The 16,309-nt window shown below is 71.3% G+C and carries 13 protein-coding genes; 9 read left to right on the forward strand and 4 right to left on the reverse strand.

Annotated elements, in window-relative coordinates:
• A partial coding sequence (locus ACTOQ3_RS18660; RefSeq protein ID WP_440084646.1) for a hypothetical protein occupies positions 1-1,547 on the forward strand: 1,547 nt, incomplete at its 5' end.
• A gap of 21 nt (positions 1,548-1,568) precedes the next feature.
• On the opposite strand, the gene ACTOQ3_RS18665 is transcribed toward ACTOQ3_RS18660, so the two are convergent.
• Positions 1,569-2,765 carry a hypothetical protein gene (locus ACTOQ3_RS18665; RefSeq protein WP_440084647.1) on the reverse strand — a complete coding sequence of 399 codons (1,197 nt, stop codon included), beginning with the start codon at positions 2,763-2,765 and terminating at the stop codon, positions 1,569-1,571.
• A 559-nt stretch (positions 2,766-3,324) separates the two neighbouring features.
• On the opposite strand from ACTOQ3_RS18665, the gene ACTOQ3_RS18670 reads away from it, so the two are divergent.
• From ACTOQ3_RS18670 to ACTOQ3_RS18705, 8 genes are all read left to right on the forward strand, one after another.
• The gene (locus ACTOQ3_RS18670) at positions 3,325-4,443 is read left to right on the forward strand and encodes a glycosyltransferase family 4 protein (protein WP_440084648.1); all 1,119 of its coding nucleotides are present in this window, start codon (positions 3,325-3,327) and stop codon (positions 4,441-4,443) included.
• Between the two features lie 20 nt (positions 4,444-4,463).
• On the forward strand, positions 4,464-5,528 hold the full coding sequence (locus ACTOQ3_RS18675) for a glycosyltransferase (RefSeq protein WP_440084649.1): 1,065 nt from the start codon (positions 4,464-4,466) through the stop codon (positions 5,526-5,528).
• Between the two features lie 3 nt (positions 5,529-5,531).
• A complete protein-coding gene (locus ACTOQ3_RS18680) occupies positions 5,532-6,851 on the forward strand; it encodes a hypothetical protein (protein WP_440084650.1) in 1,320 nt (439 codons plus the stop codon).
• A gap of 225 nt (positions 6,852-7,076) precedes the next feature.
• Positions 7,077-8,258, forward strand: coding sequence for a glycosyltransferase (locus ACTOQ3_RS18685; RefSeq protein ID WP_440084651.1), 1,182 nt, complete (start codon positions 7,077-7,079; stop codon positions 8,256-8,258).
• Complete coding sequence (locus ACTOQ3_RS18690; RefSeq protein ID WP_440084652.1) at positions 8,255-9,217, forward strand: NAD-dependent epimerase/dehydratase family protein; 963 nt, start codon at positions 8,255-8,257, stop codon at positions 9,215-9,217. Before ACTOQ3_RS18685 ends, ACTOQ3_RS18690 begins: the two co-directional genes overlap by 4 nt.
• A 57-nt stretch (positions 9,218-9,274) precedes the next feature.
• Positions 9,275-10,264 carry an NAD-dependent epimerase/dehydratase family protein gene (locus ACTOQ3_RS18695; RefSeq protein ID WP_440084653.1) on the forward strand — a complete coding sequence of 330 codons (990 nt, stop codon included), beginning with the start codon at positions 9,275-9,277 and terminating at the stop codon, positions 10,262-10,264.
• A complete protein-coding gene (locus ACTOQ3_RS18700; protein WP_440084654.1) occupies positions 10,261-11,298 on the forward strand; it encodes an MraY family glycosyltransferase in 1,038 nt (345 codons plus the stop codon). The genes ACTOQ3_RS18695 and ACTOQ3_RS18700 overlap by 4 nt, the downstream gene beginning before the upstream one ends.
• 1 nt (position 11,299) lies before the next feature.
• Positions 11,300-12,685, forward strand: a complete 1,386-nt coding sequence (locus tag ACTOQ3_RS18705) for a polysaccharide biosynthesis tyrosine autokinase (protein WP_440084655.1) — start codon at positions 11,300-11,302, stop codon at positions 12,683-12,685.
• On the opposite strand, the gene ACTOQ3_RS18710 is transcribed toward ACTOQ3_RS18705, so the two are convergent.
• The 3 genes from ACTOQ3_RS18710 to ACTOQ3_RS18720 form a co-directional block, all read right to left on the reverse strand.
• Positions 12,663-13,394 (reverse strand): arsenate reductase/protein-tyrosine-phosphatase family protein, encoded by a 732-nt coding sequence (locus tag ACTOQ3_RS18710; protein WP_440084656.1) that lies wholly within the window; start codon positions 13,392-13,394, stop codon positions 12,663-12,665. The two genes, ACTOQ3_RS18705 and ACTOQ3_RS18710, sit on opposite strands and share 23 nt — an antisense overlap.
• A gap of 110 nt (positions 13,395-13,504) precedes the next feature.
• Positions 13,505-15,289 (reverse strand): DUF4012 domain-containing protein, encoded by a 1,785-nt coding sequence (locus ACTOQ3_RS18715; RefSeq protein ID WP_440084657.1) that lies wholly within the window; start codon positions 15,287-15,289, stop codon positions 13,505-13,507.
• 49 nt (positions 15,290-15,338) lie between these two features.
• Positions 15,339-16,163 carry an LPXTG cell wall anchor domain-containing protein gene (locus ACTOQ3_RS18720; protein ID WP_440084658.1) on the reverse strand — a complete coding sequence of 275 codons (825 nt, stop codon included), beginning with the start codon at positions 16,161-16,163 and terminating at the stop codon, positions 15,339-15,341.
• Positions 16,164-16,309: the final 146 nt, after the last annotated feature.

Below are 16,309 nucleotides of genomic sequence, written 5' to 3' on the forward strand. Positions count from 1 at the left end.
GCTCGTGGGCGGGCGCCCTCCTGGCCGTCGGCGGTACGGTCTTCGTCGCGGCGCCGAGCCTCTACCTCGGCGCGAACGGGGCGTTCACCTGGGGAGGCGTCCCCGACCTCATGTGGTCGAGCCCCACCCAGACGTTCGGGGCCCTGCTGTTCGCCCCCGTCGTCCTCCTCCTCGTCGACCTTCTGGAGCGCCGGCGGTCGACCGTCGGCCGGTGGCTCCTGCTGGGGATCTTCTTGATGGCGGTGACAGGGGCCAAGGCCACGTACGTTCCCCTGCTGGGCGTGGGGCTGCTGGCGGTGGCCACGGTTGAGACGTTCAGGCGGCGCAGGCCATCCGGGCCCACGCTCATCGCGCTCGGGATGACGACGGCATGCCTCCTCTTCGCACAGCTGGTCCTGTTCGGTGGTGCGAGGCAGGCGCTCGACCTCGCCCCCTTCTCCCTCATGCGGGAGGCGTGGCGGGAACTGACCGGACTGGGCGGCCAGGTCGATCCGGCGCCGTCGGCGACGCTGGGAGTCGTCTTGGTGTTCCTGCTGTGCTGGACCGTCACCTGGTGCGGGATCCTCGGGCTGCTGGGCCGGCCCCGGCTGATCGCCCGGTCCGCAGTGGTACTCATGCTGGGCATGGGCGCGGCGGGTCTGGGCGCGGCCCTCCTGCTGGGTCACCCTGGCCGCAGCCAGCTCTTCTTCCTCTGGGCCGCCTACCCCTACCTGGCGACCATCACGGCCTTCGGGATCCTCGTCCTGGTGCGGCGGGCGCGCGAGCCGCTCCGGGCGACGCTGTGTGCGGCCGGTGCGGGACTGGGCGCCGCCTACCTGATTCCTGTCCTCTGCGGCGTCACGGTCCCCCTGGGCGCGGGCCGCCGGGACGCCGCCCTCTACCTGCCGTACGCCGTCCTCCTCGGCGCCGCTCTGGTGGCGGCGGTCGTCCTGTCCGTCACGAGAGGGCGCCTGCGCGCCTGGTCCCTGGTGACCGTCGCGTTCGCCGCCGTGGGCCTGCCCGCCGACCTGCACGCACGCGTTCTGTCGGTCGTGCACGGCGCCGAGAGGAGCGGTCCGAGCGGGTCGGTCGCGGCGGCGGTACCGCAGGGCGCCCTCGCCGCCGGGCGCTGGTTGCGCGACCACTCCGACCCCGGCGACCTGGTCGCGACGAACGCGCACTGCCGCTGGGGCCTGGAGAATCCGTGCGACAGCCGGCACTTCTGGGTGGCCGCGCTGACCGAACGGCGCGTTCTTGTCGAAGGGTGGACGTACACCTCGAAGAACATGGCCCGCTGGCATCCGGGCCTGCCGACGCAGCACTCCCCGTTCTGGGACGGCGAGCTGATCCGGCTGAACGACCTGGTCTTCGAGGCGCCCACCGCCGACGCCGTCCGGCGCCTGCACGAGCGTCACGGGGTGCGCTGGCTCTTCGCCGACGAGAGCCGGACAACACCGGATTCGAGGATCGGGGACATCGGGGACATCGGGGACATCGGGGACTTCGCCGAGCTGCGGTTCCGTTCCGGCGACTACACCCTGTACCGGCTGCCCGGCGGCCCGGCCTGACCTCGCCCGCCACGGGCGTCCCTAAACGGGGACGCCCGTGGCGGGGGCGGGGGAAGCCGGCGCGGACCGCCGGCGATCCGGTGAGACGCCGCTCCACGCGACCGCGGACAGCAGACTCACGACCATGACGATCGGGATCCGCTGCCGGAAGATGAGACCGACGTTGGACATGGTGGTCGCGTAGACGATCGTGCCCGGCACGATGAACAGCAGGAGGATCAGCAGCATCCGCGGGTCGCGCCGCCACAGCAGGCGGGCTCCGCGCACCGCGCAGTACAGCAGGTAGTACCAGAGCAGCGTCTCGATCTTGGCCAGCTGCAGCACGAAGCTCCCCTCCATCCAGGGAAACGGGGAGAACACCGTGTAGAACAGTTTCGGCAGGAGCGCCCCCCACGCGCTGCCGCCATCCTCGAAGAGCACTCCTGAGCCCCCCTGGGCGTTCGCCCTGCGGAAGTTCTCCGACTGGCCGCGTTCCAGCTGCTCCTGCATCTCGGTGATGGGCGTACCTTCCAGCGTCACCCCGGGGAAGATCATGCCGGACGCCAGCATCGTGACCAGGAAGGCCAGGGCGTACAGGAACAGCGCTCGCTTGAGCTTGACGACGCCGAGGATCAACGGCAGCCCGCACATGAAGACCATGTAGGGCCGGATATGCCAGAGCGTCCACAGCAGCGGGCCGAGCAGGAGCAGCTTCCGCACGTCGAAACGGCGCACGTTCGAGGCCGCCAGGGCGAGGCAGGCGACGGCGAGAAAGGCGTTGAAACCGTCCTTGAACATGTCCGACGTGTGAAGGAGGAAGGCCGGGATGAACGCCGTCACGGCGAGGAGCCGGAACGCCGATCGCTCGTCGGCCCCGATGAGCAGCGCGAACCTGTACATCACGATGGGCAGCCCGCATGCGACGAGGCTCACCACCGCCGTACAGGCCAGCGGTGCCGGGCCGCCGCAGAGATAGACGAACACCGCGAAGAGGTTGCACGGCACCGCGGCGGAGTACAGGCCTGGAATCTGCTCCGAGGTGACGAACTGGAATCCGTAATGATGCCAGTACTCGACGACCTCCAGGGCTCTGGCCTCGTAGGCGAGGTTGTCGCCGCCGTACGCCATCGCGCCGGACCGCATCGCGAAAACGTGGACGACCAGCCGAGCGGCGAAGGCCGGAACCAGCACGCACAGTGCCTTCCACTCCACGTCCGCTTCGAAGCTCGCATGAACCACCAGCACAAGTGTCAGCGCGATGGCCGCAACGACAAGGTACTCCACCGGAAATCACTCACGAATCTGTCAGATGTGCTGGACGTGGGGATCAGGGCAGAGATCACGTGCTCCGGGAGCTCGGCGGGGCGGCGGGCACGTGGCCGAAGCGACCGTGGCCGTCTCTGTCATCCCGCAGACTGTAATGATCGGCCGCGACTCCCATCGGCGTGTACCATCGCCCGACCCCTCAAATCCGGGCAAAGAAATACGGCTGCGGAGAAGGCCATCCCATCATGCACCTATACGGCATGCGACATACTAATTAAACCCCTTTAAGAGCTTTTATCCCTTTGTTGGGATTCATGGCTGAAACTCCCGCACGCAGGGTGAATGGCGCGACCATCGGCCGTCCTGCTCTTACGATTTTCCTGCGCGAACGCCACTTTACGAATCTCGGCCTTCCAAACCCGCAGGACGTCCCACACCTGAGACGGGCCCGTCGAGTCTTTCAGTGACCACGCGCGTCCCGACGCCTCGTTGAAACGCGCCGCCGGGGAGACTTCCTGCGAGAGAGGCCGCCATGAGAATTCTGCGCATCGGTTACCGGCTGCCGCCCGAGCCCGGAGGGAAGGAACGCCACATCGAACGCCTCAGCCGCGAGCAGATCCTCCGCGGCCACGAAGTGCACGTCGCCCACCGGTGGGGGCGGGTCCCGGACGGCGCAAGGACGGTGACGCCGGCGCCGACCCGCATCAGCCGGGCCCTCGCCAGGAAGTCCGACGTGCTCGCGTTCGCCACCGAATGCGCACATGCGCTCCCCCGGGCTGGGCGGATGGACGTCATGCATCTGCACGGCGACCACCGTGAGGCCCTCGTGCTGGGTCCCGCCGCACGGCGGCTGGGGATCCCCGTCGTCCTCACGGTCCACGGCGCCCTCACGGCGCGCCACCGGCTGATGATGCCGCTGGCCTTCCGGTATGTCGACGGTTTCATCGCGCTGGGCAGGCGGCCCGCGGAGGACCTGCTCGCAGCCGGGGTACCCGCCAGAAAGATCACCACGATGTCCAGCGGCCTGGACCTCGGACACCTGGCCAGGTTCCGGCGACGGGGACCCGCGGAGGCCGGGCTGATCGTCAGCGTCGGCTCGCTGGAGCGGGTGAAGGACCACGCGCTGACGATCCGGGCCTTCCGTGAACTGCGCGTCACCCACCCCGGAGCGCGCCTGGTCATCGTCGGGGACGGCACGGAACGCGCCCGGCTCGAGCGGCTCACCGGGGCGGACTCCGGAGTCGAGTTCGCCGGCCACACGCCCGCCGACCAGGTCTACTCGCTGGTCGGCCGCGCCCGGGCCTTCGTCCTCTCCTCTCGCAGGCTCCGCACCGTCGGAGAGGGGATCCCCACCGCCGCCCTGGAGGCCCTCGCCCTGGGCACCCCCGTCATCGTCTCGTCGGACGCCTCGCTCGATCCGGCGATCACGGACCCCGGCGCCTACCGGACCTTCCGTACCGGATCGGCGGTGGAGCTGCTGTGCCACCTGCGCTCGGTGCTCGACGACGAGGCGGCCGCCCTCCAGCTGGCCGAACGGGGGAGGCAGGCGGCCTCCGGCCTCGACTGGCCCTTGGTGGCCGCACGCGTCGAGGAGTTGTACGGGGCGTTCACGGGCGCCGGAACACCAGGTCCGTCCCGGGCCGCGTCGTGAAGAAGCCACACATCTGCGAAGTGATCAAGACTCTGGACGTGGGCGGCGCGGAGGTCCTGCTCGTCGAGCGGCTGCTCGCCACGCCCATGAAGGACAAGCGCTACACCGTCGTGTGCCTGAAGGCGTCCACCCAGCAGCTCGCCGGACGGCTGCGGTCGGCCGGCATCCACGTGGTCGACCTGACCTCCTGCCCGGCTCCCCTCCGCCTGGCCCGTCTCGCCCAGATGGTCGGGCGGATGCGGCCCGACGTGCTCAACGTCCACTCTCCGCTCCCCGCGTCGCTGCTACGGCCGATATCGCGGCTGTGGAGGCCGCGCCCGGTCCTGATCTCCACCGTGCACAACGTGCGCTACCGGCCGGCGACCGCGCTGCTCGATCGAGCGACGAGGTGGCTGGACACCCGGACGGTGGCGGTCTCCCCCGAGGTGGCACGCGCTCGCACCGGTCGCCGCTCCCGCGGCCTGGCCGTCCGTGTCCACGGCGTCCAGGTGTCGGAACAGCGCCGCTGGACGCTCCTCTCGGAGCAGACCAGGCGGGACTGGAACGTTCCCCATGACGCCTTCCTCATCGTGCATGTGGCCAACTTCCACCCGCAGAAGAACCACGGGCTACTGATCGAGGCCGCGGCGACCGTCCTGGCCCGGGAGCCACGCGCGCTGTTCCTCCTCGCGGGGTCCGGCCCCTCGTACGAGCAGGTGGCCCGCCGCGTCGGCGACCTCTGCCTGGATCGCGTGCGCCTGCTCGGGCACGTACCCGGCGCCGGTCGCCTCATCGCCTCCTCCGACCTCCTCGTGCTCAGCTCCCTGTACGAAGGGCTGCCCGTCGTCGTCATGGAGGCCCTCGCCGCGGGCGTTCCCGTGGTGTCGACCGCGGTCGGGGGCGTGCCCGACCTGGTCAGCAGCGACCACAACGGCCTGCTCACCAGACCCGGTGACGCCGGAGCCCTCGCGGAGGGCATCCTGCGGGCGATGCGCCCCGAGACCTACGCACGTCTGCGGCAGGGCGCGCGGGACAGCGCCGGGCTGGTGGACATCGGCGAGGCCGCACGCTGGTTCGACAGACTCTACGACGAGGTCTGCCCGTAGGTCATGGTCAACGTACTCGGACATGTGGTCCACCGGATACGCCGACCCGGCGGGCGCCATCTGCGGACGTTCACGTCGCTCTCCGCCGCCGGCCTCGTTGAGGCGATCGTCTCCTCCCTCAGCGTGATCGTCCTGGTTCGGCTGGCCGGGGCCGGGAGCGCCGGGCAGGTCATCTTCGCGCAGTCCGTGGCGACCGTCTCCCTCTTGCTGTGCGACCCCCGCCTGGAGAACGCCGCCCAGCGGTTCGTCCCCCTCGAGCAACGGCGGACCGGGCAGGGCTCCACGCTCTTCCTGCGCCTGTTCCGATGGGACGTGGCGATCGGCCTGGCTGCGACGGGCGCCGGTCTCGCGGCGGTACTGGCGGCCCGGTCGGCGGGGCTGGTCACCGGCGAGCTCGCGCTCATGCTCGCTCTCGCGATCGCCGCGCGCGGAGCCATGGCCCCGCACGGCACCGCCGGCGCCGCCTTCGCGCTGGTAGACCGGCTGCGCGCCTACGGATCGCTCCGCGTGCGGTGCGCGATCCTGTCCTTCGGGCTGTCGTCCGGCGGACTGCTCGCCGGCGGCCCCGTCGTCTACCTGGTCGGCCAGGTGGTGGGCGCGCTGATCACCGCGGTGGTCTTCGCCGTGTTCGGCATCCGCGCGCTGTTCACCGAGCTGGGACCGGCGCGGGGACGAGTCCCGCTCCCGGCCGGCCTGGTCGCCTTCACCGTCAAGGCTTCCAGCGGGACGTCGGTGGCCGAGCTGGCCGACTCCGGGGTCCTCACGGTCGCCGGGGTCCTCGGCGGCCCCACCCTCGTGACCATCATCAAGATCGCATCGGCTCCGGGGCGTCTCTACGGGGCCCTCACCATGCCCGTCGCCTCGATGCTGTACCCCCGGCTCGCCCAGGCCGTCGCCGAGGGGGGGCAGGGGACGCTCATCAGGCGGGACATCGCGCGTGCCACCCGCGTCCTCGCCGTGACAGGGACGGTGACACTCGTCGTCGCGCTGCCGTTCACCGACGACGCCCTCCGCCTCGTCTACGGGCCCGAGTACACCGCCCTCGCGGCGGTGGCCATGGTGCTCACCGCGGCGGCGTGTGTGAAGGCACTGGTGTGCTGGTCCAACGCCCTCGCCCTGGCCGTCGGCCAGGCGGGCTGGCGGCTCGGCTATCTCTCGGCCGAGGTCGTCCTCCTGCTCGGCACGCTCCTGCTCGCCTGCCGGGTGGTCCCGGGCGCCGGCGGAGCCTCTCTCTCCTTCGCCTGGGGGACACTGGCCCTGGCCGTTCTCGGCGCGGGCGTCTGGATCGCCTCGGCGCGGCGAATCATCGGCGGCGCCCGATGAAGTACGGATGCCGCAGGGAGGACTCATTCGACTGCGGCATCGATCCGTCTTCCACACAGCACGCTCCGTGACGGGGCAAGAGCCCTATAACAGGCGACCAACTTAGATCACATCCAGGTAGGGAAAAGGGAAAACATCTCGCTACCGGCGTGACGGTGCCGGTAAACGGATCAAGCAGCGGGTTACCTTCTCCGACGTGACCAGGCCATCGCTGAGGAGCCCGTAATGAAACCGGCTAACCGGATTCGTGTCATGGAGATCATCGCGCGGATGAACGTCGGCGGCCCGGCCACCCAGGTTCTAGGACTGCGCGAGCGGCTGAACCCGGAGGAGTTCGACCATCGCCTCTACACCGGCTACGTCGACGATCACGAGAGTGATCACCTCCGGCTGCGCGACGTGGAGACGCGGGTTCACCGGGTCCCGGGCCTCGGCCGGGCGATCCGGCCGGGCGACGACTACCGCGCGCTCTTCTGGCTGATCAGCGCCATGCGGGCGTTCCGCCCGCACATCGTGCACACCCGCACGGCCAAGGCGGGTGCCCTGGGCCGCGTGGCCGCCCGGCTGGCCGGCATCGGCTCGACCCAGGTGCACGTCTTCCACGGGCACCTCCTGCACGGCTACTTCTCCCCGGCCAAGCGCCGGCTCTACATCCAGTCGGAACGGTTACTGGCCTCGATGTCGGATCGGCTGGTGACGGTGGGCTTCCAGGTCAGGGACGACCTGCTCAGGGCCGGTATCGGCCGCCCCGGGCAGTACGTGGTGATCCCGCCCGGAGTCGGCCTGGGGCCGGTCCCCGGCCGCGAGGCGGCCCGCGCCGAGCTGGGCCTGCCGCAGGACGCGCCCGTCGTGGCGTACGTGGGCCGCCTCACCCAGGTGAAACGGCCCGACCGGTTCCTCGCCGTGGCCGGTACCGTGCTCGGGCGGATCCCCGGATGCCACTTCGTCATGTGCGGCGGCGGCGAGCTCGGGCAGCAGGTCGAGCGGGACATCGCGCCCATCCACGACTCCTTCCATCTGCTCGGGTGGCGCAAGGACGTCGAGACGGTCTACGCCGCCGCCGACGTGGTCCTGCTGACCTCCGACAACGAGGGCACCCCCCTCACGCTCATCGAGGCGGGAATGGCGGGCACCCCTGTCGTCTCCACACGCGTGGGGAGCGTCTCCGAGGTCGTCCGGGACGGGCACACCGGCCTGCTGTCGACGACAGACCCGGACAAACTGGCGGCGCACACCGTCCGCCTGCTGTCCGACCCGGACTTCGCCCGCCGGATGGGCGAGGCAGCCCGCGACTGGACCACTTACGCGTTCAGCGTGGACCGCCTCGTCTCGGACACGGAGCGCCTCTACCGGTCGCTGCGCGAGACGTCCAACCGCCATCTCGTTACGGAGGAAAACAGTCGATGAGAGTACTGGTGACAGGCGGTGCCGGGTTCATCGGCGCGCACATGTGCCGGGCCCTGGCGGCCAGGCCCGACGTCGGACACATCACGGTGCTGGACGACCTGAGCAGCGGGGATCTCGCCAACCTCGACGGCGTCGAGGCCGACGTCGTGATCGGCAGCATCCTGGACCGGGACCTGCTGACGGACCTGGTGGCCGGCGCCACGCACGTGATCCACCTCGCCGCCAGGCCGTCGGTGCCCCGGTCGCTGGCCGACCCGCTCGCCTCGCACGCCGTCAACGCGACCGGCACCCTGTACGTGCTGGAGGCGTGCCGCGCGAGCGGGCCGCACGTGATCCTCGCCTCCTCCTCCTCGGTGTACGGCGACCGTCCCGAACCCCGCAAGCACGAGGACCTGCCCACCAGGCCGCTCAGCCCGTACGGGGCCGGCAAGCTCGCCGCGGAGGCCTACGCGCTGGCCTACGCGCACAGTTACGGCCTGCCGGTCCTGCCGTTCCGCTTCTTCAACGTCTACGGCCCGCTGCAGAGCGCCGGGCACGCGTACGCGGCGGTGATCCCGGCGTTCGTCTCCGCGGCGCTGCGGGGCGAGCCGGTTCCGCTGCACGGCGACGGCGGCCAGGCGCGGGACTTCACCTACGTGGAGTCGGTGACCGGGATCCTCGCCGACGCGGCCGCCCGCCGGGTGACGAGCACGAAACCGGTGAACCTGGCCTTCGGCACCCGTGTCTCCCTGCGGGACCTGATGGAGATCATCTCCGAGATCCTCGGCCGGGTGGTGGAGCCGGTCTCCCTGCCGCCGCGCAGGGGCGACGTCCGGGAGTCACAGGCCTCCGCACGCCTGCTGCGCGAGCTGTTCCCCGGGGCGCGCCCCGTCTCCCTGGAGGACGGGCTCCGCACGACGGTGGCCTGGTTCGAGAGGACGCAGGCCGCGAACGTCGAGGTGGCCGGCGTGCAGGCGTGAGCAGCCGTCTCCCGCCGAAGACAGAGATCTCTCCAAGCACATGATGAGGAGAAGCCCGTGAGCAAGACACCACCTACCAAATATCTGATAACGGGCGGCAGCGGATTCATCGGCTCGCACCTGACCGACGCCCTGCTCGCCCGCGACGACTCCGTCGTCGTCCTGGACAACCTCTCGACGGGACGCCTGGAGAACCTCAGGCCGCACCCGAACCTGCGCTTCGTGCACGGTTCGGTCCTGGACGAGCTCATGGTCGACGAGCTGGTCCACCGGTGCGACGTCGTCGTCCACCTGGCGGCCGCGGTCGGCGTCAAGCTGATCGTCGAGCAGCCACTGCGGTCCCTGACGACCAACATCCGGGGTTCGGAGATCGTCATCGAGGCCGCACACCGGTACCGGAAGAAGATCCTGATCACGAGCACGAGCGAGATCTACGGCAAGAACTCCTCGGGCGCGCTGCGCGAGGACGCCGACCGCATCCTCGGCAGTCCCGCCGTGGTCCGCTGGGCCTACAGCACCGCGAAGGCCGTCGACGAGATCCTCGCCAACGCCTACCACAAGGAGCGCGGCCTGCCGACGATCATCGTCCGGCTGTTCAACACGGTGGGCCCGCGGCAGAGCCCGAGCTACGGCATGGTCATCCCGAGCCTCGTCCGGCAGGCACTGTCGGCCGTCCCGCTGACCGTGTTCGGCGACGGGACCCAGACCCGCTGCTTCGCGCACGTCGCGGACGTCGTCGACGCGCTGCTCAAACTGCTCGACGAGGACGCGGCGATCGGCGAGACCTTCAACATCGGTTCCGGCGACGAGGTGAGCATCATGGAGCTGGCGAAGCTCATCGTCGAGTTCACCGGGTCCACCTCCGGGATCGACCTCATCCCCTACTCCGAGGCCTACGAGCAGGGGTTCGAGGACATGACCCGCAGGGTTCCCGACACCGCGAAGCTCAGCGCGCTCACCGGCTGGGTCCCGCGGCGGAGCCTCGACGAGATCCTCACCGAGATCATCAGGGAGGCCTCCGGGGAGCCGGCGGCGTCCATCCCGTGAGCGGGACCGTCGCCCTCGTCTCGGGAGCGGCCTGCGCGCTCAGCGCCACGACCGTCGTACCGCTGAGGCGTCTGGCGATCCGCTGGAACCTCACCGACACCCCCGGCGGGCACAAGGTGCACGCCCGCCCGACCCCGTACATCGGCGGCATCGCGATCGTGACGGGCACCGTCGTGCCCTCCTTGATCGCCCTCGGCCTCGCCGACCTGCAGATCACCGCGATCGTCCTCGCCGCGGCCGCGGTGTCCGTCCTCGGGCTGATCGACGACATCGCCCCGCTGCCCGCGGTCACCAGGCTGGCCGTGGAGACCTTGGTGGCGATCGGGGTGGTGCTCTCCGGTGTCCAGGCGACCATGACCGGGACGTGGCTGGACGGCGTCCTCACGGTGGCGTGGATCGTCGTGATGACGAACTCCTTCAACCTGCTGGACAACATGGACGGCGCGCTGGGAACCGTCACCGCCGTCACCGCGGCCCTCCTGGCGGCCACCGCCCTGGCGCGGGGCCACATCGCGCTCGCGCTGCTCCTGTGCGCGCTCACCTGCGCGTGCCTGGGTTTCCTGCCGTACAACTGGGCGCCCGCGAGGGTGTTCATGGGCGACTCGGGGTCGCTGTTCATCGGATTCACGCTGGCCTGCTCGGCGGCCGTCCTCTCCGCCGGACGCCCTCCGGACGCGGCGGTCGCCGGACTGTTCCTGCCGACCTTCCTGGCGACCCTCGACACCTGCGTGGTCTTCGTCTCCCGCATGCTGGCGGGCCGCCCACCGTTGCAGGGCGGCACCGACCACCTGTCCCACCGGCTGCGCCGGACCGGCCTGGGAACCCGCGCGGTCGCGGCGGCGCTCGGCGCGATCGCGGCGATCTCCGGCGCCCTCTGCCTGGCGATGGCCCTGGGCCGGGTCTCCCCGCTCGCCGCGACGGCCGCGGCCTGCGTGATCGCCGTCGCCCTCACCTGCCTGCTGCGAGGCGTGAGCGGGCGCGCGCCGGCCCCCTCCCCCGCACCCCTCCCGAAGATCCGCGAAAGGCGGCACTGACATGGAACTCCTCTACTACACGCGGCTCGCGCGCAGGAACTGGCCGCTCATCCTCCTGGCGCTGGTCCTGGCGGTGGGCACGTCGGCCGCCGTCACGGCCGGCACGCCGCCGAAGTACGTCGCGACGATCTCCATGCTGGTCTCGGGCCACGACAGGGAGGGAAGCCTGTCCACCGCCTACCAGGCGGGGATGCTGTCGGCGCAGCGGGTGCACTCGTACGCGACCCTTCTCTCCAGCCGGCGGGTGGTCGCCCAGATCACCGGGGAGGACGACGTGGAGCGCGTGCAGGCGAACATCACCGCGGAGGCCGTCCCCGGCACCGTGCTGCTGCGCGCCACGGTCGGCGATCCCGACCCCTCCCGGGCCGCCGGCCTGGCCAACGCCCTGGGCGAGCGCTTCACCGAGCTCATCGACCAGATCGAGCGGCCCACCCCCTCCAGCCGACCCGTCGTGAAGGTCACGCTGGTGGACCGGGCGGAGACGCCCGAGGCACCGGTCAGTCCCAGGCCGGTGGTCAACCTGGTGATGGCCCTGTTGATCGCCCTGGTCCTGGCCATGGCCGTCATCGTCGTCCGCGACCGCCTGGACACCACCGTCAAGTCGACGGAGGCACTGCAGCAGGCGTCGGGCAGCTCGACCCTGGGCATCATCGGCTACGAGCGGGACGCGCGGCGCCATCCGCTGATCGTGCGCAACCAGGGCCGGTCGTCCAGGTCCGAGGCGTTCCGCACGCTCCGCACCAACCTGCAGTTCATCGGCGTCGACCGGCAGCCGAAGTCGCTCGTGGTCACCAGCTGCCTGCCGAGCGAGGGGAAGTCCTCGGTCTCGACCAACCTGGCGATAACCCTGGCCCAGGCCGGATGGCGGGTCGTCCTGGTGGACGGCGACCTGCGCCGCCCGACCATTCCCAACTACCTCGGCATCGAGGGGACGACGGGCCTGACGGACGTGCTGATCGGCAGGGCCCAGCTGAAGGAGGTCATCCAGGTCTGGGGCGAGCCGGGCATGTCGGTCCTGCCGAGCGGGCAGATCCCGCCGAACCCGAGCGAGCTGCTCGGCTCCGGCGGGATGCGCGAGGTACTGGCCCAGCTGGCCGAGACGTACGACATGGTGATCGTCGACGCGCCGCCGCTGCTGCCGGTGACCGACGCCGCGACGCTCGGCGCGCTCTGCGACGGCGTTCTCCTCGTCACCCGTCACGGCAAGACCCGGCGGGAGCACATGGCGCGTGCCACGGAGCTGCTGGCGTCGGTCAACGCCCGCGTGGTGGGAACCGTCCTGAACTTCTTCCCGCTCAAGGACAACACGTACTTCGGGTACAGCTACGGCTACGGCTACGACGCCAAGGAGCCCAAGCCCGAGGTCAAGCATCCTGTGAGTGTGTGAGCAACCCGAGCGGGACGGCGAGCGCGCCGGCGATGCTCCGCCCGGCCGCCCGGTGGGCCAGCCGGGAACCCCGGTAGGGGTCGGCGATGTCGAGCTCGTCCACCCGCACCAGCCCGCGCAGCGCCCGCGCCTCGTCGACCAGGGCGCGGGCCCGATGCGCGGGATCGCGATGCCGGGTGACTCTCCCGGGCGGCACGGCCCGCGTCAGCGTGCCGAACTCGGAGATGGTGAAGGCCCGGGTGGCCGCCGCGAGATGCAGTGCCACCGATTCCGCCCGATGCCGGCTGGTGGCCGTGAGTATCAGGTCCGCGTCGGCCACCAGCTCGGGGACGAGGAGCCGGGAGCCGAAGCCCTCGGGGTCCCCGCCGAGCCGGACCAGCGTCCGCCGGGCGTGCCCGGTCATCTCCAGTCCGGGCTGGGCGTGTGTGCCCGCGCTGATCACCTGGACCGCCGGGCACGGCCCGAGCGCCGAGCGGGTCAGCCGCTCGGCGAGCGGGGAGCGGCAGATGTTGCCCGTACAGACGAACAGGATGCGGAAGCGAACGCCCTCCTGGGGCACCGGCGCCTTCCAGACGTCCCTCCAGCAGCGCGGGCCGCAGTACTCGTGCCCGGCCGGGACGATCTCGACCTTCCCGTTCCCGGTGACACCGGAGTCTCCCCGGGTCGTGGGGTTCCGCGCGATCCCGGTGTTCTCCGGTGAGGCTCTCATTCCGAGAGGGTAGATCGGCTCCTGTACGCCGTCGCCCGCGGCACACCGCTCTTTGCCCTTTTCATGCAGGCGCACGCGACAGGGCGTGCGGCGGAAGACGCCTGTTCCCGTCAGGGGCCGCAACCGCGCGGGTCCTCGGTGACGTGGGTCCGCTGGGGCCGGACGAGCGGCTGCACGGGGACCAGCGGGGCCGCGTCCGAGGCGGGCTCGACGAAGTCGAACTCCAGGGACCTCGACTGCCCGGGAGCGAGTTCCAGCATGACCGAGTAGACGGGATGGGAGCGCTCCGTCCCCCTGACGACGGCCGCCCGCTCCCCGTCCAGCCTGGCCGCGGTCATCCGCCCGCCGAGCCCGCCGTACAGCGACACCCACAGCAGGTTGGACCCGGGAGCGTGCCACCGCCGGGGGAGGTCGAGCCGGCCGGTGACGTAGGAGGGCAGGACCTCCGCCGGGACGTCGTTGACGAGCCGGATCCGCACGGTCGAGGGACGCAGGCCGTCCCGGCAGGCGCCCAGCTCGTAGGCCAGGGAACGCTCCAGGTAGTAGTCGAGCTTGCCTCCGGCCGAGTTGTTGACCACCAGCCCCGCGAACGGTCCCGGCCGCGAGGGCAGCACGCCGCCGATCGGGGCGCGGGCCAGGAGCCGCTGCTCGGCCTCGTGACGGCTCCAGACCTGGATCCGCCGCTCGCCGACCATGCGGCCCAGTACGGGCAGCAGCCCGGCGGGGTCGGCGAGGGACCCGGGCAGCGCCTCCCCGACGGCGCCGGCGACCTCGATGAGGAACCGCTTGCGCGCCACCGGATCGTGGTAACGGGCGTAGGCCGCCCGCTCGGTGAGATCGACGATGTTCGCCGAGGTCACCTTCTCCCCGCCGGAAAGGGTGACCGGGCCGATCAGCCGCAACAGGTGGGCCAGCCCGGCAGGGTCGGTGGCCACGGCGCCGTCGAGCCGCGTGCCGGTCCGCCTCTCCCACAACCGGGTCCAGGTGGCGGCGGCGTACGGAAAGTGCGGGGAGAGGTTGGAGACGGACAGCATTCTGGTCGCCCCCGGCCCATAGCGCCTGAGGAAGTCCCGGCCGTGGTCGGCGACGGGGACGGGGCTCGTGAACAGACCGGTGTCGGCGGACAGCCGCTCGACGGAGATTCGGCCCCGGCCGGCCTTCAGGATGCCGAAGGCGCCCACGAGGCCCCCGGTGCCCCTCGCCTCGGCGTTGTTCTGGAAGGCCAGGAAGTAGCGGCGGGGACCGTCGCCGCCGAACATCGGGGGCAGGAGCGCGGCGGCGTCGGCGGCGGTGCGCAGCAGGTCGCGCAGCCGGGTCATCTCGCCCAGCGCGGTGTCCCTCGCCTCGTCGAGCGTGTCCAGCCCGCTGTCGGCCGGGGTGGCACGCAGAAGTGAGTCCGCCCGCGCGAGGCGGGTGACCGCGCTCGCCAGGACCGGTGCCGCCGCGTCAAGGGCGGCCAGTCGCCCCCGCACGGTGCCTCGGGAGGGGGCGGCGGCCGTCATGAACGGCGCGGCCGCCCCCTGCACGTCGGTGAGCACACCGGTCAGCTCGTCGGCGGCCCAGGCGAGGCCGCGCACGGTCGTCGCGGCGTCTCCCGCGAACGGAAGGTGGGAGATCACCCACCAGCCGGGGCCCCCGGTGAGCCGCCGCGCCTCGACCGCGTGCGACCGGGCGTCCGCGAGCGCCCCCGCCACCTGGGCGGGGGCACCCGCCACCTGGACGGGGGCACCGGCGCTCACCAGCGAGCCCAGCCGCGTCAGCGCGCCTCCGGCCGCCACCAGATGGTCACGCACCCGCAGGCCCAGGTGAGCCTCCCAGACTCCGGCGATCACCAGGGCGGCCGAGGCCCACAGGACGATCCGGCGGGCCCTCCATCCGGACGGCCCGTTTCGCACCGGTGGAAGGGACGGCCCGACGTCACGGCGGGCTCTCCCTCCCCATCGCCTACTTCGCACCGGTGGATCGGCGGCGCCGCACCAGCCACAGCGCACCGGCTCCCGCGACCAGCAGGCCGGCTCCCAGCCCGGCGGACGCCGTCGCGGGCACTCCGGTGAACGGAAGACTCTCCCCGCCGGCCTCGCACGAACGTCCCCCGTCACCGCAGTCGTCGCCGACGGACCCGTTCCCGCAGTCATCGCCCCTGCAGTCGTCGTCCTCGACGACATTCTCCCCGCGGGGCGTCCGGGCATTCTCCCCGAGAGGCGTCCGGGCGACCTGGAGGGCGATCCTCCTCGCCTCGGAGGCCTTCTTCTTCGCGGCCTCCGCCCTCCCCACGGCTCCGGAGGCCACCTGCTCGGCCTTGGGATTGACTCCCGCGGCGAGGCCGACGATGCCCTCCGCCTCACCGGCGATGCGCCCGGCCTCCGGGCCGATGCGCCTGGCCTCGGCGACGATGCGCCTGGCCTCGGCGGTGATGGGTCCGGCCGTGCCGGTGCTCCCGGAGACGGCTCCCCCCGCCGAGGCGCCGAGGGCAAGCCTCGCGGCGGCCGGGTTGACCCGCAGAGCGGTGGAGGTGGGCTGGACGACGACCCCGCCTATCCTGTCCCTGTCGGTGTTCCTCAGCTGGTTGCGGTTGTCGTTCCTGTTGTTGATCTCAATGCAGGTCTCCCCCCGAGCCTCCGCGCAGGACTCGGCGACATCCGCCGCCTGCGCGGCGAGGTCGTCCGCCCGCCTGCCGATCGCGTCGGCCTCGTCGGCGAGGTCCTCCGCCGCGGTGAGGAGAATGATGTACGGCGGGTAGGGCGCGCCCTGGAGGGTCTCAAGCGGCAAAAGCCCGCTCTCCGCGGTCGCCGCCCCTGCGGGACCGATTATCAGGCCGCCCCCGGTCATTACCGCGAGCAGGAAACACATCATGTATTTTCTAGCCATTTAGGGCTCCCATAGCGATGGTTCAGGCCACAGAACAAGACGCTGAA

Origin of the sequence: Streptosporangium sp. LJ11 (assembly GCF_051918945.1) — a bacterium.
Lineage (GTDB): Bacteria > Actinomycetota > Actinomycetes > Streptosporangiales > Streptosporangiaceae > Streptosporangium.

Bases quoted from the DNA above. Each gene is read 5' to 3' on its own strand.
- ACTOQ3_RS18670 (WP_440084648.1), top strand. From the start codon at position 3,325: ATGAGAATTCTGCGCATCGGTTACCGGCTGCCGCCCGAGCCCGGAGGG.
- ACTOQ3_RS18680 (WP_440084650.1), top strand. From the start codon at position 5,532: ATGGTCAACGTACTCGGACATGTGGTCCACCGGATACGCCGACCCGGC.
- ACTOQ3_RS18685 (WP_440084651.1), top strand. From the start codon at position 7,077: ATGAAACCGGCTAACCGGATTCGTGTCATGGAGATCATCGCGCGGATG.
- ACTOQ3_RS18690 (WP_440084652.1), top strand. From the start codon at position 8,255: ATGAGAGTACTGGTGACAGGCGGTGCCGGGTTCATCGGCGCGCACATG.
- ACTOQ3_RS18705 (WP_440084655.1), top strand. From the start codon at position 11,300: ATGGAACTCCTCTACTACACGCGGCTCGCGCGCAGGAACTGGCCGCTC.
- ACTOQ3_RS18710 (WP_440084656.1), bottom strand. From the start codon at position 13,394: ATGAGAGCCTCACCGGAGAACACCGGGATCGCGCGGAACCCCACGACC.